At 58.3% G+C, this 19,942-nt stretch carries 15 protein-coding genes; 11 read left to right on the top strand and 4 right to left on the bottom strand.

What is annotated here, in order from left to right:
- Window positions 1-2: 2 nt before the first annotated feature.
- Window positions 3-3,137 carry a bifunctional proline dehydrogenase/L-glutamate gamma-semialdehyde dehydrogenase PutA gene (putA, locus tag L53_RS13485; protein ID WP_034816522.1) on the bottom strand — a complete coding sequence of 1,045 codons (3,135 nt, stop codon included), beginning with the start codon at window positions 3,135-3,137 and terminating at the stop codon, window positions 3-5.
- A gap of 227 nt (window positions 3,138-3,364) precedes the next feature.
- Between putA and L53_RS13480 the strand changes: the two genes are divergently transcribed.
- On the top strand, window positions 3,365-4,471 hold the full coding sequence (locus L53_RS13480; protein WP_034816518.1) for a glycosyltransferase family 1 protein: 1,107 nt from the start codon (window positions 3,365-3,367) through the stop codon (window positions 4,469-4,471).
- Here L53_RS13480 and L53_RS13475 read toward each other — a convergent pair whose 3' ends face one another.
- Entirely contained in the window at window positions 4,472-5,572 is a 1,101-nt protein-coding gene (locus L53_RS13475) for a substrate-binding domain-containing protein (RefSeq protein ID WP_034816760.1), read from the bottom strand. It lies immediately after the preceding gene.
- A gap of 266 nt (window positions 5,573-5,838) precedes the next feature.
- Here L53_RS13475 and L53_RS13470 point away from each other — a divergent pair, with 266 nt between their 5' ends.
- The gene (locus tag L53_RS13470; protein WP_051607970.1) at window positions 5,839-6,840 is read left to right on the top strand and encodes a decarboxylase; all 1,002 of its coding nucleotides are present in this window, start codon (window positions 5,839-5,841) and stop codon (window positions 6,838-6,840) included.
- A 111-nt stretch (window positions 6,841-6,951) separates the two neighbouring features.
- On the opposite strand, the gene murI is transcribed toward L53_RS13470, so the two are convergent.
- A complete protein-coding gene (gene murI, locus L53_RS13465; protein ID WP_051607969.1) occupies window positions 6,952-7,824 on the bottom strand; it encodes a glutamate racemase in 873 nt (290 codons plus the stop codon).
- A 123-nt stretch (window positions 7,825-7,947) separates the two neighbouring features.
- Here murI and L53_RS13460 point away from each other — a divergent pair, with 123 nt between their 5' ends.
- Complete coding sequence (locus L53_RS13460; RefSeq protein ID WP_034816515.1) at window positions 7,948-8,247, top strand: hypothetical protein; 300 nt, start codon at window positions 7,948-7,950, stop codon at window positions 8,245-8,247.
- Here L53_RS13460 and L53_RS13455 read toward each other — a convergent pair.
- Entirely contained in the window at window positions 8,244-9,629 is a 1,386-nt protein-coding gene (locus L53_RS13455) for a cell wall metabolism sensor histidine kinase WalK (protein WP_051607968.1), read from the bottom strand. The two genes, L53_RS13460 and L53_RS13455, sit on opposite strands and share 4 nt — an antisense overlap.
- A gap of 209 nt (window positions 9,630-9,838) precedes the next feature.
- Between L53_RS13455 and L53_RS13450 the strand changes: the two genes are divergently transcribed.
- The 8 genes from L53_RS13450 to L53_RS13415 all read left to right on the top strand — a co-directional run bounded on the left by L53_RS13450 (window position 9,839) and on the right by L53_RS13415 (window position 19,925).
- Window positions 9,839-11,293: an efflux transporter outer membrane subunit gene (locus L53_RS13450; protein WP_051607967.1), complete on the top strand. Its 1,455-nt coding sequence runs from the start codon at window positions 9,839-9,841 to the stop codon at window positions 11,291-11,293.
- Between the two features lie 17 nt (window positions 11,294-11,310).
- A complete protein-coding gene (locus L53_RS13445) occupies window positions 11,311-12,582 on the top strand; it encodes an efflux RND transporter periplasmic adaptor subunit (protein WP_034816513.1) in 1,272 nt (423 codons plus the stop codon).
- Window positions 12,579-15,800, top strand: a complete 3,222-nt coding sequence (locus L53_RS13440; RefSeq protein WP_034816511.1) for an efflux RND transporter permease subunit — start codon at window positions 12,579-12,581, stop codon at window positions 15,798-15,800. Before L53_RS13445 ends, L53_RS13440 begins: the two co-directional genes overlap by 4 nt.
- Before the next feature lie 74 nt (window positions 15,801-15,874).
- Entirely contained in the window at window positions 15,875-18,097 is a 2,223-nt protein-coding gene (locus tag L53_RS13435) for a M13 family metallopeptidase (protein WP_051607966.1), read from the top strand.
- 151 nt (window positions 18,098-18,248) lie between these two features.
- A complete protein-coding gene (locus L53_RS13430) occupies window positions 18,249-18,584 on the top strand; it encodes a PilZ domain-containing protein (RefSeq protein ID WP_034816508.1) in 336 nt (111 codons plus the stop codon).
- An 86-nt stretch (window positions 18,585-18,670) separates the two neighbouring features.
- On the top strand, window positions 18,671-18,913 hold the full coding sequence (locus L53_RS13425) for a dodecin family protein (protein ID WP_051607992.1): 243 nt from the start codon (window positions 18,671-18,673) through the stop codon (window positions 18,911-18,913).
- Window positions 18,914-18,922: 9 nt separating this feature from the next.
- Window positions 18,923-19,285, top strand: coding sequence for a DUF1801 domain-containing protein (locus L53_RS13420; protein WP_034816505.1), 363 nt, complete (start codon window positions 18,923-18,925; stop codon window positions 19,283-19,285).
- Window positions 19,286-19,451: 166 nt separating this feature from the next.
- Window positions 19,452-19,925 carry a glutathione peroxidase gene (locus L53_RS13415; RefSeq protein WP_233347836.1) on the top strand — a complete coding sequence of 158 codons (474 nt, stop codon included), beginning with the start codon at window positions 19,452-19,454 and terminating at the stop codon, window positions 19,923-19,925.
- Window positions 19,926-19,942 lie beyond the last annotated feature (17 nt).

The raw sequence follows: 19,942 nt of genomic DNA, 5'->3' as shown, positions 1-19,942 counted from the left end.
CATTATAGGCTGAGCAACTCAGCGTCCCCGCCCTGTGCCGTAATGTTCACCGTCAGGGTGCGCTCAGTCGCAAAACGATGCAAGTAGTGCGGACCACCGGCCTTCGGGCCGGTACCAGACAAGCCGTCTCCCCCAAAGGGCTGTACACCCACAACAGCCCCCGTCATTGACCGGTTCACATACGTATTGCCGACAGGATAGGCGTCACGCACCTCTCGCTGAAAGCTTTCGAGCCGCGAATGAACACCCAGTGTCAGGCCGTAGCCCTTGCCTCTCATCATTGCGCCAACTTCTGCAATGTCATCCGGATCGTAGCGTAATACGTGAAGGATCGGGCCGAACTTCTCCTCCGTTATCTGGTCGATGGAACTCAGCTCGATCAGCGCCGGACCAAACCCATAGCCCGTTTCGCCGATCCGCCCGGGCGACAACTGGTGCAACACCTTCGCCTCTTCCTTCATCATCTGGACATAGGCCTGAAGAGAGGCGCGGGACTCTGCATCGATCACGGGGCCCATATCGGTGTCTGGCTGGCCGGGGTCACCGATCTTGAGCTCGTCCATCGCACCGATCAAGCCTCCGATCAGATGGTCTGCGGTTTCGTTCGGCAGGAACACGATCCGAAGCGCGGAACAACGCTGGCCCGCTGAGCCAAAGGCAGAGTCGATAACATCGTCAATGACTTGCTCTCTAAGCGCCGTTGTATCGACGAACATACTATTCAAACCGCCTGTTTCGGCGATCAGCGGTGTGATGGGGCCGTCGCGGTCCGCCAGTGTCTTGTTGATGATCCGGGCCGTCATCGTGCCACCCGTGAAGCACACGCCGGATACGCGAAGATCGCCGATCAGCTTGGCGCCAACAGATTCTCCCCCGCCCGGCAACAGATGCAAGGCGTCACCCGGCAATCCGACCTTCTGGAATAATTTCACCGCCTCGAACGCGATCAGGGGCGTCTGCTCTGCCGGCTTGGCCACCACCGTGTTGCCCGCAGCCAAGGCGGCAGAGATTTGACCCGTGAAAATAGCCAGCGGGAAGTTCCATGGACTGATGCAACAAAATACACCGCGGCCGTGCAGGGAGATGTGATTGGTTTCGCCAGTCGGCCCGGGTAATTTCTGCAGTGTCGTGAATTCCGCTTCTGCCTGCATGGCGTAGTAGCGACAGAAATCGACCGCTTCACGGACCTCCGCGATACCATCCGCCAACGTCTTGCCGGCTTCGCGGGCCATCAGCGCGATCAGCCGTTCGGCATTTTCTTCCAGGGCGTCGCCCATGGCACGCAGATGTTTGGCCCGCTCCGCGCCTCCGAGTTCATCCCAGCCGGGCTGGAACCGGGTCGCCGCCGTCAGAGCCTTGTCGATATCGTCATCCTGCGCGTCCCGGCAGCTTCCAAGGACAGTTTCGGTATCAAACGGCACACGGATCATCTCTCCACCACCTGCGACCGCTTTGCCAGACACGATAGGTCCAGCCGCAATAGCAGGGCTATCCCGGAAGCTCTTGATCGCGGCAGCCATCTCATCGCGCACGCTGCGCTGGCTGAGATCGAGACCGCTGGAGTTGCGGCGTTCAGCGCCATACAAGCGTGGCGGCGTCGGGATGCGCGGGTGCCGTCGGGGGCCGACTTCAACCTTGACAATGGGGTCCGCCACAACTTGTTCAGGTGGCACGTCCGGATCAAGGAAGGAGTGTACAAAGCTTGTATTCGCGCCATTCTCCAGCAGGCGTCGCACCAGATATGGAAGCAAGTCTTTGTGCGCACCGACAGGTGCATAGACCCGTACGCGGCGGCCTAGACCGGCAGCCCCATAGAGCGCCTCTCCCATACCATGCAAGCGCTGGAACTCGAATGACGAGTTTCCGATTTCTTCCGCAAGCATCTCGATTGCGGCGACCGAGTGCGCATTGTGCGTAGCAAATTGCGGGTAGATGGCATCCTTCGCTTCCAGCATCTTGCGCGCGCAGGCCAGATAGTTGAAGTCCGTCCCGGCCTTTGTGGTGAAGACCGGGAAGTTCGGATAGCCCTCGACGTGGGCATGCTTGATTTCGCTGTCCCAGTATGCGCCCTTGACGAGCCGCACCATGAAACGATGTCCTGTCTGCTCGGCGAGATCTTTCAGCCGCTCGATCACGTCACCTGCGCGCTTCTGGTAAGCTTGAACAGCCAGCCCCAGCCCGTTCCAGTTCCTGAGCGAAGGTTCCCGCGCAAGCCGATCAAGAATCTGCAAGCTGAGCACCAGCCGGTCAGCTTCCTCCGCATCAAGACAGAGATTGATATTGGCTTTCGCTGCGCGTTCACATAGCTCCAGTACGGACGGATACATTTCATCCATAATACGCGCCCGGTTTACCGCTTCGTAGCGCGGGTGAAGCGCTGACATTTTCACCGACACGCCATTACCTTGTTCCGGCGCGGTGGATTTATCCTTTTCGGCGGCAACACCGTCAATCGCGTGCTGGTAAGCTTTCAGGTAGCGCGCGGCATCCTCGGCAGTGCGGGCACCTTCCCCGAGCATGTCGAAGCTGAAATGCGCTGCATCCCCTGCTTTGACCATTCTGCGTCCGCGTTTTTGAGCGTCCTTGACGGTCCGTCCGAGAACAAACTGCTCACCCATGATACGCATGGCCTGCATCATGGCAGCGCGGATGACCGGTTCACCGCTTTCGCGGATCAGGCCCTGAATAAACTTCGCAGGTCCTTTCTTCAGACTTGCGGGCACACCAATTACTTGCCCGGTCAGCATCAACCCCCAGGTGGAGGCATTTACCAGCCAGGATTCAGACTGCCCCTGATGCGCGCTCCAGTCGCCGGAGCGGATTTTCTCTGCAATCAACTCATCACGCGTTTCGGCGTCGGGCACCCTCAGCAGCGCCTCGGCCAGACACATCAAGGCCAGACCTTCGGCATTCGACAGGCCAAACTCCTCAAGGAAGCTTTCCATCATGCCCTTATCGCGGCCACGCGCACGGGCGGTCTCGACCAGTTCCAGCGCTCGACGCATGGTTGCCTGGCGCAAATCATCGGATAGAGGAGTCTGTTTGAGCAGATCCTCCAGCAAGGCCTCCTCATCCGCAAACTTAATCTGGTCGAGTGCATGCCAGTCAATTTTTTCAAGCGCGAGCGTGTCAGCCATATGGGTACTGGTCCGGTAAGTGTGAGCCTGTAGGCGTAGGAGCAATTATCAGCCTGAATGTGGTGAAAACGGGTTAGTCCTGCCCCGATCTGCACCAATTCCGAATTATCTATATCTTTTCACATGACCCGATGCGAGAGAAGTTCAACGCATCCCGGCCTCTTTACGCAGTGCACCAACACGGCCACATTGGCGCGGGACTGGCTGAGGCTGTTGAAGGAGCGCACATGCGCATCATGCTCGTTACGGACGCCTGGGATCCTCAGGTTAATGGCGTCGTGCGCACAATGAAGCGCGTGATCGAAGAAACCGAGGCTATGGGCCATGTCTGGGAGATCGTTCATCCCGGCCAGGGTTTCCGGACAATGCCACTGCCAACCTATCCGGAGATCAAACTGGCCCTGTTCGCCCGGCGCCGGATCGAGGACCGGTTCCACGAATTCGAACCGGATGCCATCCATATCGCGACCGAAGGCACACTCGGCATGGCCGGCCGCGCCATGTGCCTCATGGTCAAACACCCCTTTTCGACCGCCTATCACACGCGATTTCCGGAATATGTATCGGCGCGACTGCCGGTCCCGGCCCGGGCTGGATACTCCTTCGTGCGCTGGTTTCACAAGTATTCCGGCAAGGTCATGGTGCCGACCCCCTCCATGGTGAAGGAGTTGGAGGCCCAGCGCTTTATCAATCTCGTCGCATGGACCCGGGGCGTGGACACAAACTTGTTCAACCCGGAGCGCCGCATCGAGGAAGGTCAGCCGGGCGACCCTTTTGAAGGCCTGCCGCGCCCGATTTTCCTGAATGTTGGCCGCGTCGCCGTGGAGAAGAACATCGAAGCCTTCGCCGAGCTGGACGTGCCGGGCACGAAAGTGATCATTGGCGATGGCCCGCAGCGCGAGGAATTGCAGAAACGCTATAAAGACGTCGTCTTCTTGGGCGCAAAGTTCAATGAAGAACTCGCGACCTGCTATGCTGGCGCAGATGTCTTTGTCTTTCCGAGCATGACAGACACATTCGGACTTGTCGTGCTGGAAGCGATGGCGTCTGGTACACCAGTTGCGGCTTATGATGCGACCGGTCCGCGCGATGTTATCCCGGGTTCCGATGCCGGGACGATTACACCTGCTGGCGGCAATCTTGCCGAAGGTGCTGTCGCCTGCCTATCGCTCAGCCGCGACACGTGCCGCGCTTATGCCGAGACATACAGCTGGCGCGCCTGCGCCGAAGCCTTCATCGAGAATTTGCAGCCGCTGCCAGCCCCTGCCCGCAAGCGCTTCTGGCAAAAGATCAGGCTGCGCCGCCGGAAGAAGCCGACCTTGCCCAGCCTATAGCTAATCGCGGACAACCCTTGTCGCGAGCTGTCGGGCCACCTCTTGCTCGGCAATGCGCAAATCATCCGGCAACGGGATCAGGCCCTTTTCGAGCAGATAGCCATCCGGTCCCATTGCGCGGTCTGATACGAATTCCTGAACAAATTCGGTCAGGCCCGGTACGAGCGGGATATTCTGGTTCTTCACATAGATGTACATGCTGCGCGATAAGCCATACTCGCCGGACGCAATGGCCTCGAAGGTCACCGGTACGCCATCCAGATGTGCCGCCTTCACGCGATCACCATTCTGCTCAAGAAAAGAATAACCCAACACGCCCACAGCAGTAGGTGTCTTGATCAGCGACTGGATGATCGCCGTATCGTTTTCACCAAGGTCAATCCAAGCACCATCGGTACGGATCGTATGCGTGCGCAGCCGGAAGGCTGCCGGGTCAGCCTGCTTCAACGCCACCAATTCCGGCAAGGCGAGCGCGCCCTGTTCCATGCCGAGCTCAGTGAAGGCGTCCCGCGTACCAGATGTAGGCGGCGGGCCGAGCACCATGATTGGCTCGTCAGGCAAGTCAGGGCTGATTTCGGACCAGTTCTTGTAGGGATTGGGCCGGAAACCGCCCTGCCCATCCGGAATGTGAGCCGCAAGCGCGAGGAACACTCCCTCCTTCGTCAGGTCGAGCGTCGGAGCCTGACGAGCATTGGCCAGTACGATCCCATCGAACCCGACCGACAAGGCCGTTATTTCGGTTATGCCATTCTCGGCACACAGCGCCTGTTCGCTTTCAGTGATGATGCGTGAGGCGTCCGAGATCGACGGACGATCCGGTCCGATTTTCTGACAGAATGTCTTGAAGCCCCCGCCCGTCCCTGTGGTTTCCACTATGGGCGTCGGATAGCGCGTGGTCGCTCCGAAACGTTCCGCAACGGTTGTTGCAAACGGCGCGACCGTGGAGGAACCGACAATGCGAATTTTGTGCGTGCCATCTGCACTGACAGGCGGCGGCGGGATGGTGTCCCCCGTGTCCAGATCAGACAGGTCAGTCCGACCGCACCCAGCCGAGAACACAAGCACGAGGGTGAAAAGAATACTGCCAATTCTGGCTGTCATGCGATCATGGCTCCGGCGAACGACATCTGGCTGTGGGGCGTTGGCACCCGGCCTGATGCCCATAAAGCAAGGTCCCTACCCGTTCAATGTGATGTGTGGGTGACAAAAATATCAGACTGCCCGAAATTTTTGCTTGCATGCCCGAAAAGAGTCCCCTACATCGCCCCTCGAAATCGATGTGGCGGACATCTGGGCCAACCCTTAAACTGGGGGCCCCCTGTACTAACGCCCAAAGCTGGTTAAAAGCCCTTTGGAGGTTAGGTGTCATGCACTCCTATGCTACCCCCTATAATATTGTTGCCGATGTGCAGCCCGATCTGCCGGTATGGTGTTTCCGCCCTGAGCGGGTCACTGCAGCCGCAAAATGGTTCAAGGAAAAGTTTCCTGGCGAGCCATTCTATGCCGTAAAGGCAAACCCCGGCGAGCATGTGCTCGAAGCCCTCTGGGAAGCTGGCGTACGCAGTTTCGATACGGCATCGCTGCCAGAGATCGAACTGATCCATCGCAAATTCCCGGGCGCCCGCATGGCCTTCCTGCACCCTGTGAAAAACCGCCGCGCCATCCAGCGCGCCTATCATGAGTTTGGTGTACGAATCTTCGTCACCGACACGATGCAGGAGCTGCACAAGATCCTCGAGGAAACCGGCTACGCCAAGGACCTCACGATCATCGTACGGATCGCTGTATCCTGTGACGGCGCCGCTCTGCCGCTGGCAGGTAAATTCGGCGCCAGTGCAGAAGACGCGACCGAGATCCTGCGCGAAGCCCGCCGCTATGCGGATGAGCTGGGTGTATCCTTCCATGTCGGCAGTCAGGCGATGAAGCCCACCGCCTGGTGGACAGCTATGGCCGATGTGTCCCGCATCATCATCGCGGCTTCGGTCACGGTTGATATCGTGGATGTCGGTGGTGGCTTCCCTTCGATCTATGCGGACAATCCTCCGCCATCGCTGGAAGACTATGCGGCGATGGTGGAGCAGGCCTTCGAGAACATGTTCGTTCTTGAAAACGCTGAGTTGTGGTGTGAGCCCGGCCGCGCGCTGGTTGCCGAATCGGAAAGCCTGCTCGCCCGAATTGAGCTGGTGAAGGATGACGCGATCTATATCAATGACGGCTCCTATGGTGCCCTCTATGATGCGGTTCACGAGCGCTGGTCGTTCCCGATGCGGGCGCTGCCAAGCAACGGGCGCGCGCTCGGCCGCCTGGTTGAGTACACCGTGTACGGCCCGACTTGCGATTCCACCGCCCGCCGGTCTCGCGGAAGGTGACTATCTGGAGTTCGGAAATCTGGGAGCCTATGGCCGGGCCATGTCCAGTCGCTTCAATGGCTTCGGGGAAACTCTGGTCGCCCGCGTTCACGACGCGCCTTGGCCAAGCCTCTACAATGCGGTCGGCGCAGAAGTGATCTCTATAGGTGCGTCCGGCACACGCTGAACGTTAGGAAACCCGTACCGCCTGAGGACAAGCGCCAGATCTGGCACGTCTTCAGGCAACGAGGTCAGCCACGCATGGCCCCCAATTCCCTGCGCTTCAGTCTCTGGCGGAAGCACACGGATGGTCTGGCGCGCGATCGCCGCTCCTGAGTCAATATAGCTGACAGGCCGCGGGGCACTGGCCACCAATTGCGCCCGCACGAGCGGGAAATGCGTGCACGCCAATACGACCGTATCGATCCGGTCCCCACCCGGAGCGTCGAACAGAGGCTTCTGGGCTGCCTCGAAGGCTTCGATCGGCAGATCCTCGCCGCGCGCATGCGCCTCTGCGAGTTTCACCAGCTCGATACTGCCATGCATCACAACGTCGACATCTCGCGCAAAATTGGAAATGAGTTCAGCCGTATAGGCACGCCGGACCGTTCCGGGCGTTGCCAGCAAACCGATAGTGCCGGTCTGGGTCAATTGAGCCGCTGGCTTGATAGCCGGTACTGTTCCAACAACCGGAACATCCAGAGCAGCCCGCACGTCCTGCAGAGCCAGAGTCGACGCTGTGTTGCAGGCAATCACAAAGACATCCGGCTTGACTTTATCGCACAGCGCCTTGGCAACGGCCGGCAAACGCGCCTGCAAGGCTTCATCGGACTTCTCACCATAGGGGAAAAAGGCAGAGTCTGCAGCGTAATGGATGCCAAGCGCCGGTCCCAAGGCGCGTATTTCTTCCACAACGGTCAGACCGCCCATGCCCGAATCGAATACCAACACCCTGCCCCGGGCGGGGGATGGCACGAAATTCGGCGGGAGCGTATCGGCAGGCATTATGCAAATCCTAGTCGCATTCCGCTGTGGCGGAAACAGGGCATGAATTACGCAATGGCACGGGATTTGTTGTGCAGCGCAGCATTAAGCCCTATGTCTGTTGTAAGAATGTGAGGTATTGCAATGCTTGAACTCTGGCTAACTCCGTGGCGCGCGGGCCTGTCCATGACAGCTGCGACGCTCGAAACCCTGATTGCCACTCAGAAAAGCATGTCGGTCATGGCGCCCAAAGGCATGGCGACTCCGATGACCGAAGACAAATTGCGCGATGCATTTCAGATTGCCGCTGACGTAAATTTGCGTCGCTGGGAAGACACTGCAGGCGCCCTGCAGAATCTGCCAAACTGGTTGCATGATCTGCACGCCTTGCCAGGCAATATGGTGACCGACTGGTTTGATGCGGCGCGCCGCGCACGCGACTAGTCGGACAAACCATCCTCGCGCGCAGCAGGCAACCAGACTCCGAAAGCCGTCCCCTCGCCAATGCGCGTCTCTACCGAGAATCCGCCGCGATGATGGGCCATGATATGCTTCACAATGGCCAGGCCGAGCCCTGTGCCGGTGATCTTGCCCCCCCGGCTCTGATCGGCGCGGTAAAAGCGTTCGCCCAAACGCGGCAAGTGTTCACGCTCGATCCCCGGTCCCTGATCTTCTACGCGCATCCAGATGGCGCGCTCCTGCGTGCCTGGCCGGCTTGACGCGGGCAACAAGGTCATGCGCTCGCTGCTGGCCCAGGTCTGCCCCGCTTTCAAGCGTGCTTCGGCCATACCGGACGCCATACCAAAGCTCAGGGTTACCTGTCCGCCTTCCTTTGAATATTTCAGGGCGTTTGAAACGAGATTCTCCGCGACCTGAATCATTTCGTCGCGGTGGGCGATCACCGGCATGGGCCCATCATCCGACTGAACCACCAGCCGTACCCCCTTCTCCGCTGCAATAGCACTGAAAGCATGTGTGGCATCGGAGACAATGTCCCGAAATTCCTCGCGTTCGCGCGGCGATACATGCTCAGAAGACTCAATCCGCGACAGGGAGAGCAAATCCGCGATCAATCGCGACATGCGCTCGGTCTCACCGGCCATGATGGCCAGAAATCGGTCCCAGGAATCCTTGTCATCCTTGGCAGGGCCCCGCATCGTCTCGATAAAGCCTGACAACGCGGTCAGCGGTGTGCGCAATTCATGACTCGCATTGGCCAGAAAGTCCGATCGCGCCCGCGCGGCGCGGCGCACAGGAGTGAGATCTTCCAGAACGACGAGTGTCCGCCGCGCCCGACCGGGCCGTGATACGTGGGCCCGCCACGTCTCGTCCGGCCCGCTCTCAACCTCCACAGCCATCGGCTCGACCGTGCCAGTATGGATCGCATTCTCGATCGCGGAAAGCAGCCCCGGCGACCGGATGACAGTACTGGCGCGAGGGTTTACACGCCCATCGAGCCGCAGAATGAACTCCGCCTCTTCGTTCATCGTGACAATTCGTTGCTCGTCATCAATCTCGAAAGCTGGCAACGGAAGAGCATCCAGAAGAATGGCCGATTCCTGAATATTCGGCTGAACGAGCGCTGGTTCAACCGAGAGCCGCGGACTGATGGGAAGGATAGTGGCGGTTCCGACGAAGATGGCTGTGGCGACGGACATGGCCACCAGCAGGGCGGCAATCGCCTCAATCAGGCCAATTGCGCCTGTAATCCACATCAAAAGCAGGATAGAACCGAAGCAGCACACAAGCGTGATAAAGTCTCTCGCGCGCCGCGAAAGGGCGCTACGAGCGGACTGTTTTGCGTCGGCTGACATGCCTTCGCTCATTCATGCTCCTGTTAACTAACTACTCAAAGACTTCAGGTCTCGAAGCCGCTAATACGCAACCAGACATCTGCCAAGCCCTTCACGACGTATCACTACCACAAGCGGCATTTGTGCAACTAAATGTAATTATTGAAAAACGATAATTTATCATTGACAGTCGACTAGAGCGGGCGTATCCGACGTCTGGAAAAGGGAGCGTTGCCGACGGCATGACACGATCAATTCTACTACTAGCCCCGGCAATTCTTGCGGCCTGCGCAACATCGCAGGCAAATTTTCCCGGCATTGATGGAAATCGCGAGGAAATTTTTGCAATCGCGCCTGATGCTCCGGTGGATTGGGCGGCTTCGGGAGTTGCTGGTCAGGCGACCACCGGCGACTGGCTAAGCCAGTTCAGCGATCCGGTCATGGAAAGTCTGGTGCGGGAGGCTTTGGCCAATAGCCCCACGCTTGAATCACGCGCCGCACTTGTCCGGGCAGCTGCTGCTTCAATCCGCACTGCCCGTTCACAACGTTCCGTCAATGTTGACGGCACCATCAGCACCGGCGTCACATCCAATTCCTTTGAAGTCGGCGGTGATCTTGATCGCGCGACGGACGGCATTTACGGTTTGGGCCTCGATGCGAGTTGGGAAGCCGACCTTTGGAACCGGCTCGGACGCGGTGTCGCCGCAGCAGAAGCAGACCTAGCCGCAAGCGAAGCCGACTTTGCCGCCGCCGAGCTGTCTGTTGCCGCTCAAACTGCCATCGCCTGGATCAATCTGAACGCCGCCCTGGCGCAGGAGCGCGTGGCGGTACTGACTTACGAAGCACGCGACCGGGTTCGCATTCTGACAGAGCGCCGATTCCAGCGCGGACTGGCCCAAGCATTGGATGTGCGCACCGCACGCAGCGCACTTGCTGGCGCAGAAGCCAGTATTGCGCAACGCCGTCAGCAATCAGGTGAGGCTGCACGTCGACTGGAAATCCTGCTAGGCCGCTATCCGGCAACCGAAATCGAAGCCACGGCTGAATTGCCGGTGCTGGAAACGCTGGTCGTAGAAGGCAATCCAATGCTGCTGCTATCGCGTCGCCCGGATGTGGCCAGCGCCGAAGCGAGTATCGTAGCCGCAGGCCTGCGCGCGGAACAAGCGCGCCTCGCCATGCTGCCCGCTCTGCGCCTCACCGGCTCTATCTCTACCAGCGAGTCCGAATTTGCCGACATGGTCGATCCAGAGCGGATCGCCGCCCGACTTGTGGCAAGCTTGATCCAGCCGCTGTTCACGGGTGGACGCCTGGACGCCCAGCGTGATGCCGCCGTCGCGCAAGCAGAATCAGCGATTGCGAGCTATGCTGGCATCGCTCTGACGGCGTGGGGAGAAGTCGAGGACGCTATCGCAGCCGACACGTATCTCGCCCTGCAAGAAGATGCGCAATTGCGCGCCTTGGAAGAAGCTCGCCTTGCCGAAGAATTGGCCGAGCGCCAGTACACAAGTGGTACGATCACCGTGTTCAATCTGATCGATGCCCAGACCCGGCGTCTCACTTCTGAGAGCCAGTTGGTTTCCGCGCGTGCATCGCGCGCTTCGAACCGGATTTCCTACCATCTAGCCCTTGGGGGTGGCCTGCCCGTACAGACTGCCTCGACCACCGTTCAAGCCCCGCAAGAAAGCGCCGCAGAATAGCGGCAGGAGAATAAGTCATGGGACGCCTCATTTCAGTTTTGATTCCGATCGGGATCCTCGCCGTGGTTGGTATCGGCGGCGTGGTCGCTCTGTCTGCGATCAAACCCAAACCTGAAAAGGCCGAGGAAGCCCGCGCCGGCCTGAATGTATTTGCAGAACCCGTTCGTCAGGGCGACCTGACGCTCGTCGTGGAATCGCAAGGCGAGGTAAAACCGCGGCGCGAGATCATCGTGGCTCCGCAAATTTCCGGCCGGATTTCCTACGTGTCTCCTGACTTCATCGATGGCGGCTTCATCAATAAGGGTCAGCTGCTCGTCCGTGTCGAGGCGGCTGACTATGAACTGGCAGTTGTACGCGCCCAGTCTACCGTGGCCAGCGCCCAGCAGGCCCTTGCCCTCGAAGAGGCCGAAGCCGATCTGGCGCGGCAGGACATCGAGGACCTCGGTATTTCCGATGCCTCTCCCCTCGCCCGCCGCGAACCTCAGCTGGCGGGCGCCCGGGCAGCGCTGGAATCCGCCAGAGCCCAACTGAAAGACGCCCAATTGGCGCTTGACCGAACGGCCGTCTACGCACCTTTTGCCGGCCGCGTGCGCGAACGCAATGTCGATATTGGTCAAGTCGTCTCTGTCGGCCAATCACTTGGCCAGATCTTTGCCAATGATGTTGTTGAAGTCGCCCTACCGCTCAAGGACGCCGAAATGGGACGTCTGGGTCTTCCCCTCGCCTTCAGTTCCAGCGAGGCGCAGCCAGGTCCGGATGTGACCTTCCGCGCCACGGTTGGCGGCGTTGAGCGCGAATGGCAGGGACAGGTCGTCCGGACAGCCGCTGCTGTGAATTCGCAAACCCGCCAGATCAATGTCATAGCCGAGCTTCAGGATCCTTACGGCGCTGGCGCCGATGGCGACGCACCCATGGCACCCGGCCTTTTCGTTACCGCCATCATTCAGGGGGAAACAGTCGAAAACGTGCTGATCGCACCACGCGGCGCTCTGCGCGGAGATGATCGCCTGTTTGTCGGCCTGCCGGACGAAGGCAAGCTGGCGATCCGCCAGGTGAAGCTGATCTACTCCGATCCTGATGGAGCCTATCTTGCCTCGGGCGTCGAGCCCGGTGAACTGGCCATTACCAGCCCGATCCAGGCCCCTTTCGAAGGTATGAGCATCACCGTCATGCAACGGATGGAAGATGGTTCCATCAAGGTTTACGAGCCCAAGCGGACCGAGGAATCATCCAGCACCGGCGAGCCTGCAGCAATCGCGTCGACCACAGGTGATGGAGCAGCCCAATGAGCGGGATTGTCGCCTGGTTCGCCCGTAACGCCGTTGCCGCGAACCTTCTGATGATTGTCGCCTTCACGGGCGGTGTCTTCGGCTACACCAAGATGGAACAGGAGATGTTCCCTGTGGTGAACATCACGGGTGCCTCGGTAGCGGTTACCTGGAATGGCGCTTCGCCACAGGATGTCGAAGACCAGATCGTTACACGTATTGAAGAGGCTGTCGCGGACATTGACGGCCTCGACCGGATCACCTCGATCGCGAATGAAGGCCTTGGTGTCGTCAACATCAAGGGTCGCGACGATGTCGACATGGACAAGTTTCTGGATGATGTGAAAATTCGCGTCGATCAGATCAATAATATGCCCCAAGCGGCGTTCCAGCCGCAGGTGACACGTTGGGAACAGCGCAACAACTATATTGGCCTGTCCGTCCACGGCAATGTGGACGCGCGCACGCTGCGGCGCGTCGGCGACCGGGTTCGTGATGACATTGCCAACATTAACGGGGGTGAGCTGGCGCAGCTGGGCGGCGTTATCGACGAACAAGTCAACATCGAAGTATCGGAAGAGCAATTGCGCCGATACGGGCTGAGCTTCAGTGATGTGGCCAGCGCTATTCGCCAATCCTCGCTGAACTCGTCAGGCGGCCGAATTGAATCTTCAACCGGCGACGTTGCCATCACGGCTCGGCAATTGGCCGACACAGCGGATCAATTTGGTAACATCATCATCCGCCAATCGACCGAACAGGGCACTATCCGCGTGGCCGACGTCGCCACGATCGATGACGGCTTCGCAACAGACAAGTTCAAGGCCACATACAATAACGAGCCAACCGTCTTCGTGCAGGTTCCCCAGCCGAACACGATGCACATTGTCGAATATACTGACGACATCAAGGCATATGTGGACCGCGCCAATGACCCTTCCAACGGCATCCTCCCGGAAGCCGTGAAGATCGACATTCTGTTTGACGATTCCGTGGCTTTCAATGCCCGTATGGATTTGATCCAGCAATCTGCATTGACCGGGGCCGTTCTCGTCATGCTGGTCCTGCTGCTGTTCCTGCGTCCAACTGTGGCCCTATGGGTCACGATCGGAATTATCACCGCTTTTGCGGGCGGGATTTTGCTCCTCCCCTATTTCGGGGTTTCCTGGAACATCCTTTCCACGTTCGCTGTCTTGCTGGTGATCGGGGTGATCGTGGATGACGCCATCATAGTCGGCGAGAATATTCACCGCGAGATCGAAAGCGGACGGCGCGAAGGCCTGGACGCTGCCATTGTCGGCACGCAACTCGTGCTCAAACCGGTCGTGTTCGGCGTTCTGACCACGATCATCGCCTTCCTGCCGTGGGCATTCATTAGCGGCCCGACCCGGATGTTTACCCAGCAAATCACATTCGTCGTGGTCGCGGCCCTGATCTTCTCGATCATCGAGTGCATGCTGATCCTGCCGAGCCATCTGTCACATATGAAGCGCCAGTCCTTCGACGGCCCGTCTGGCAAATTGCTGAAGCTGCAGCACTCGATTGCAGACAGCCTGCTCTGGTTTGCCAACAACCTCTACAAACCCTTCCTCGAACTGGCGATCCGCTACCGCTATGCCACCGTCATGTTCTTCTTCTGCCTGTTTTTCCTGGCGACACGGATCACAGGTATGGGCATCGTACCCTTCAAATTCATGCCGGAAATCGAAGCAGACCTTGTTCGGGTCGAAATCGATATGCCAGACGGTACGCCATACACCCGCCTCGAACAGATCCGCGACCAGCTGCAAGCCGGTATCGACGTTACGATGGCGGAATCGATCAAACAATATCCGAACATAGAGGGTGGCCTGATCAAGGATGCCGCTGTCGTTGCGTCCGGGACGCGCGTCAATGCCTGGATTGGGGTCTTGCCACCCGAAGACCGGCCTGTCGGATTGCGGTCCAAGGATATAGCCGAACAATTACGCCTGAATGTCGGTGATATTCAGGATGCTGAAGAAATCAATTTCGATTTCACCTTCAATGATGAACAGAGCGGCGTGCGCTTTGCCCTCAACCATCAAGACCTGGACCGTCTGCGTGAAGCGGCTGCCGCAGTTAAAGAGCACCTGGCAACTTATGCCAACGCCTACGATATTGGAGACAACCTCTCCTCAGCCGCTGAAGAGATTCGTATCTCGCTGAAACCGGGCGCGGAAACGCTCGGCATCACGCTGGCCAGCGTCACCGACCAGGTCCGGCAGGCATATTATGGCGAAGAAGCCCAACGCCTGCCGAGAGATGGCGAGGATGTCCGCGTCATGGTCCGCTTGCCGGAATCGGCCCGGGAAAATCTGGACAGCCTGAATTCTCTTCGTGTTCGCACTTCCGATGGTCGCGAAATTCCGGTTACCCAGGTCGCAAACTTCGATTACGCACCAGGGATCAACCGCATCGTTCGTCGCAATCGCACCCGGTCAGTCTCAGTGTATTCTGAAGTGCTGGGCGACGGTGGGCGAAACCAGATCATGGCCTCAATGGACGAAAATTTCTGGCCAGACTTCGAGAAGACCTTCCCGGATGTCGAGCGCGGCGTGGCGGGCGGCATCGAAGAAGAACAGAAGTTCATGGAAGAAGTTGGTCGATTGATCCTGATTGCCATCGGCGCGATGTACATCTTGTTGGCAGTGGCTTTCCGGTCCTACGCTCAGCCACTGCTGCTGATGATGGCCCTGCCCTTTGCTTATTGCGGAGCAGTCTTCGGGCTCTGGATATTTGATACACCGATGGCCATGTTCTCGTTCTTCGGCATTGCTGCAGCCGCAGGGGTCGTGATCAACGACAATCTCGTCCTGATCGATTATGTGAATCGACGGCGGGATGAAGGCGCAGGTGCCGTTCAGGCGCTGGTCGATGGGGGCGTATCCCGCTTCCGGCCCATCCTGTTGACTTCCGTCACCACCTTTGTCGGCATCCTGCCACTGATTGCAGAAAAATCCGTTCAGGCACAATTCCTCAAACCGATGGTTGTGTCATTGGGCGCAGCTGTTGCATTCGCGCTTTTTGTCTCATTGTTGATGGTCCCTGCCCTTTATGCAGTCGGTGTCGAGATTGGCCGGATCTTCCGCTGGACCTGGGGCGGCAAGCCTTTCCGCCAGATCGGTGAGACCTATAGCGGAGAAGTGACAATCGACGAGGATGAATTGATTGGCACGAGCAAAGATGGCGGACTTGGTCCAATGGCTCCCGCCGAATAAAATGTACGCAACACGGTAAAGGCCCGCCCAGATCAGGCGTCGGGCCTTTATCCATATTACTGGAGAGACCTTAAATGAAACACCTCATGCTCGGGGCAGCGACCATTGCCCTTCTCACCGCCTGTTCGCCGGCATCCACGGAAGACACTGGTCAGTCAGCAGAGGCTGCGACAGTAACATCAACATCCTCGAACACGCCGAACGAAGCAGGCAAATATGTCACCGCAGAAGGCTTGGAGCTGTCTGCTGCTGACTATTGGGGCGACTGGGGTGTTGACCTTACATTGCGCGACGACTCCGTCGCTCCCGGCGACAATTTTTATGCTTATGCCAATGGTAAATGGCTCGACAGTTTCGTTATCCCGAGTGATCGCACACGTTATGGCGCCTTCACTCTGCTGGCTGAAAAGTCAGAGCAGCGCGTACTCAATATCATTCAGGAGCTTGCCGAAGCCGAACCTGATCCAGCCACACTCGAAGGCAAGGTCGCCTCTGTCTACAACGCCTATATGGACACAGCAGGCATCGATACCGCCGGCCTCGCTCCCGCCACGCCCTATCTCAGCAAGATCAAGAACATCGACAGCCGGGAAGACCTCGCCAAGCTGTTTGCGGCAACAGGCTATGCCTCCCCTATCGCGGGCTGGGTCGATGTCGATTCCAAGCAGACCGACCAGTACATCTTCTATGTGACCCAGGCCGGGCTCGGCATTGGCGACCGTGACTATTATCTCGATGATACAGAGAAAAACCTTGAAATCCGCGCTGCCTACAAGGGCATGCTGACCACCCTGCTGACAGAGGCAGGCTATGAGGATGCCGAGGCGGCTGCAGACCGCGTGATCGCGCTGGAAACCCGCATCGCTCGCGCCCATTGGGACCGCGCAGCAGGCCGGAATCGCAACCTCACCTACAACAAGATGAGCCGCGCAGAGCTGGAGCAGCTCGCCGGAGACTTCCCGGTGGCGACCATGCTTATGGACCTCGGCCTGAACGGTGAAGAATCCTTTGTCGTGCGCCAAGTCACTCCGACAGCTGAAGAGATCGCAGAAAACGGGCTCACCCCGGAACAAATCGAAAAAGTCTCGGGCGGCGGCATCGGCGGCCTGTTCGAGATCATGCAAACCGCCTCCCTTGATGACTGGAAGGCTTATCTAGCGGCCCACTTCCTGATCGATCACGCCGATGTCCTGCCTCGCCGCCTGGACGAGGCGTCCTTCGAATTTTATGGCAAGACATTGGGTGGTGCCGAAGAACAGCGCGAGCGCTGGAAGCGCGCAGTCTCAACCGTCGAAGGCTCCGTTGGAGAAGCTGTCGGCAAAGTCTATGCCGAGCGCTTCTTCCCAAGCGAGAACAAGGCGGCCATGGACGATCTTGTAGAGAATTTACGAACGGCCATGGCCAGCAATCTCGATGAAATCGACTGGATGGGCGGCGACACGAAGACCGAAGCGCATGACAAGCTCGCCAAATTCACCCCCAAAATCGGGTATCCGGAAAACTTCGAGACCTATGCGGACCTGAATGTGGGCCCTGACGCCTTCGCAAATTCCATGGCTGTGAATGATTGGGCCTGGAAGGACATGATCTCCCAACTCGGCCAGCCAATCGACAAGACCGAATGGTTCATGCTGCCCCAGACGGTGAACGCCTATTATTCACCCAACCGGAACGAAATCGTGTTTCCCGCCGCCATCCTGCAGCCGCCTTTCTTCAATCTGACGGCAGATCCAGCCGTCAATTATGGCGCCATCGGCGGCGTTATTGGCCACGAAATGGGTCACGGCTTCGATGATCAGGGCGCCAAATCCGACGGCGATGGCACGCTCCGGAACTGGTGGACCGCTGAAGACGAAACCAATTTCAAGGCCAAGACGGGCGCGTTGGTGGAGCAATACAATGCTTTCTGTCCGCTGGATGACGGGGAAACCTGTGTGAATGGCGCGCTGACACTCGGCGAGAATATCGGCGATCTCGGCGGTCTTTCGATGGCGTACAAGGCCTACAAGCTCAGCCTCGACACAGATGGCAACGGCACGATCAGCCCGGATGAGGAAGCGCCTGTGCTGGACGGACTGAGCGGTGATCAGCGCTTCTTCCTGGCCTGGGCCCAGGTCTGGCGGTCCAAGTACCGCGAAGAGGCAACCCGTCGCCAGCTGCTGACAGACCCACATTCCCCACCCGTTTACCGGGTGAACGGCGTCGTTCAGAACATGGCAGAATGGTACGAAGCCTTTGACGTAACGGAAGATGATGAGATGTACCTGCCGCCTGAGCAGCGCATCCGGATTTGGTAAACGGTTATAAACCGTAGCATACACTACAGAAGCAGCGCTTTAGAGTGCTGCTTCTTTACTTGTCTTGAAGAAGTTTGGGTATATTCTGACCGAGCAGCCTGATTTGGCATGGCGGTTGCAAGAAAATCTTCGGATAAGGATTCCGCCCAAAATGAAATTGCTAAACCGCCTGTTCAAGACATCAAGTTCCGATTCCGAGGCTCCCGCCTCTGCGCGCGTAGAACAGATGGTGACGCCCGTAAAAGAACGGCCACGTCCCGTCCGTGCATCGGTCTATCGGGAAGCAAATGTCGTTTACGAATCCGGCTACAAGCGTCGCGGTATCGTTCTGGACTATTCTGACACAGGCGTTCGCCTCCGGTTTCCGACCAATGAGGGCATGCCTGAATTCGTGACCCTTCATGCCAAGGGAGTGGGCCTGCAGGGCCCCGCACGCGTTGTCTGGCAAAAAGGTTCTGAAGCGGGTTTTCAACTCACGACCATCTAGGGTCGCACCCGTCCCTTCCCAATGTTCATTTGGCTTTTGAGCCTAAAAGGTCTTGAATGGCCCTTTCAACGCGAAAGGGACGCACCATGGCCATCATGAAATCAGAACAGATCATGTCGGAATCGACCAAATCCTTCGAGGATGCGATTCAGACAGCGGTCACACGCTTTGACGCCACCGTCAAAGGTCTCGCATCGGCCTACGTCAACGAGATGTACACCACAATCAAGAACGGCAAGATCGAGAAGTATCGCGTAAACCTCCAGATGACGTTTGAAGTGATGCCGCCCAAGGCAGACGACAAAGCCAAGCGCACGAAGAAGAAGTAGAGCCCATTCGTGGCCAAGACGACGGAAACCTGGTTTTCGGAACTCGATCCGGCCCAATACGAGATTGCGGAAAGCCTTCGTGCGCGCATTGAGCAGGCAGGCCCCGGCCTGACCTGCAAGCTCGCTTGGGGCTTTCCGTGTTGGAGTGGGACTGAGCGGATATTCTCGATTGCGGCTCTCAAGGACCGCTGCAATCTCCAGATCTTCTATGGCGCCGAACTTGCGCCATCCTTTCCGAGCCGGATCGAAGGCACCGGCAAGGCTCTGCGCCATGTAAAAGTCCATTCAGTCAATCAGGTCGACGCCCAACTGGATCAAATCATTGAGGCGGCCATCCGGCTGGATGCAATCGATCCACGGCCTGTTCGATAGGAAGACGTGACAGCTGCGTGGTTTGCCCTATCATCTGACGTCAGATGCACAGGAACCTGCCCCCATGCGCCAATTCCTTGTCCCAGCCCTCGCCGTCGTTTGCCTGGTCCTGGCAGTCTCGACAGGAAGCCAGGCACAATCCCCTAGCAATTCGGAAACCCCTTCAATGACGGCAACGCAATTTACGAGCATTGATGGAAAGCCAGTCGACCTTGAAGCACTTGATGCAAAGGCGATCCTCGTCGTGAATACAGCCTCCAAATGCGGCTACACCAAACAGTATGAGGGCCTTCAGGCACTGTATGAAGCGAAGCGAGCGGAAGGGCTCGTCATTCTCGGCATCCCTTCAAATGATTTCGGCGGGCAGGAACCCGGGACCGAGGAAGAGGTCCAGACGTTCTGCCAGCTGAATTTCGGCGTGACATTCCCGCTAACAAAGAAATACGCTGTGACGGGCGCTGATGAGCACCCATTCTATTTGAATGCCGTGGACATGCTTGGCGAGGCCGCGCAACCGAAATGGAATTTCCATAAAATTCTCGTCGATGGCGACGGCACACCGCTCAAGGCCTACCCCTCTGCCACTACCCCATCGGATCCGGAACTCGTGGCAGATATCGAGGCGGCCCTCGGCGGATGACGCCTATCAGGCGCGCC

Source organism: Hyphomonas sp. L-53-1-40 (assembly GCF_000682775.1).
GTDB lineage: Bacteria > Pseudomonadota > Alphaproteobacteria > Caulobacterales > Hyphomonadaceae > Hyphomonas.
Note: the sequence above shows the minus strand (reverse complement) of the source record. Positions and strands in the feature narration are given on the sequence as shown.

Excerpts from the sequence above, each read along its gene's own strand:
- L53_RS13430 (WP_034816508.1), top strand. The coding sequence starts at position 18,249 with ATGAAATTGCTAAACCGCCTGTTCAAGACATCAAGTTCCGATTCCGAG.
- murI (WP_051607969.1), bottom strand. The coding sequence starts at position 7,824 with ATGCCTGCCGATACGCTCCCGCCGAATTTCGTGCCATCCCCCGCCCGG.
- L53_RS13450 (WP_051607967.1), top strand. The coding sequence starts at position 9,839 with ATGACACGATCAATTCTACTACTAGCCCCGGCAATTCTTGCGGCCTGC.
- putA (WP_034816522.1), bottom strand. The coding sequence starts at position 3,137 with ATGGCTGACACGCTCGCGCTTGAAAAAATTGACTGGCATGCACTCGAC.
- L53_RS13440 (WP_034816511.1), top strand. The coding sequence starts at position 12,579 with ATGAGCGGGATTGTCGCCTGGTTCGCCCGTAACGCCGTTGCCGCGAAC.
- L53_RS13470 (WP_051607970.1), top strand. The coding sequence starts at position 5,839 with ATGCACTCCTATGCTACCCCCTATAATATTGTTGCCGATGTGCAGCCC.
- L53_RS13445 (WP_034816513.1), top strand. The coding sequence starts at position 11,311 with ATGGGACGCCTCATTTCAGTTTTGATTCCGATCGGGATCCTCGCCGTG.
- L53_RS13455 (WP_051607968.1), bottom strand. The coding sequence starts at position 9,629 with ATGAGCGAAGGCATGTCAGCCGACGCAAAACAGTCCGCTCGTAGCGCC.
- L53_RS13480 (WP_034816518.1), top strand. The coding sequence starts at position 3,365 with ATGCGCATCATGCTCGTTACGGACGCCTGGGATCCTCAGGTTAATGGC.
- L53_RS13435 (WP_051607966.1), top strand. The coding sequence starts at position 15,875 with ATGAAACACCTCATGCTCGGGGCAGCGACCATTGCCCTTCTCACCGCC.
- L53_RS13425 (WP_051607992.1), top strand. The coding sequence starts at position 18,671 with ATGGCCATCATGAAATCAGAACAGATCATGTCGGAATCGACCAAATCC.
- L53_RS13415 (WP_233347836.1), top strand. The coding sequence starts at position 19,452 with ATGACGGCAACGCAATTTACGAGCATTGATGGAAAGCCAGTCGACCTT.
- L53_RS13460 (WP_034816515.1), top strand. The coding sequence starts at position 7,948 with ATGCTTGAACTCTGGCTAACTCCGTGGCGCGCGGGCCTGTCCATGACA.
- L53_RS13475 (WP_034816760.1), bottom strand. The coding sequence starts at position 5,572 with ATGACAGCCAGAATTGGCAGTATTCTTTTCACCCTCGTGCTTGTGTTC.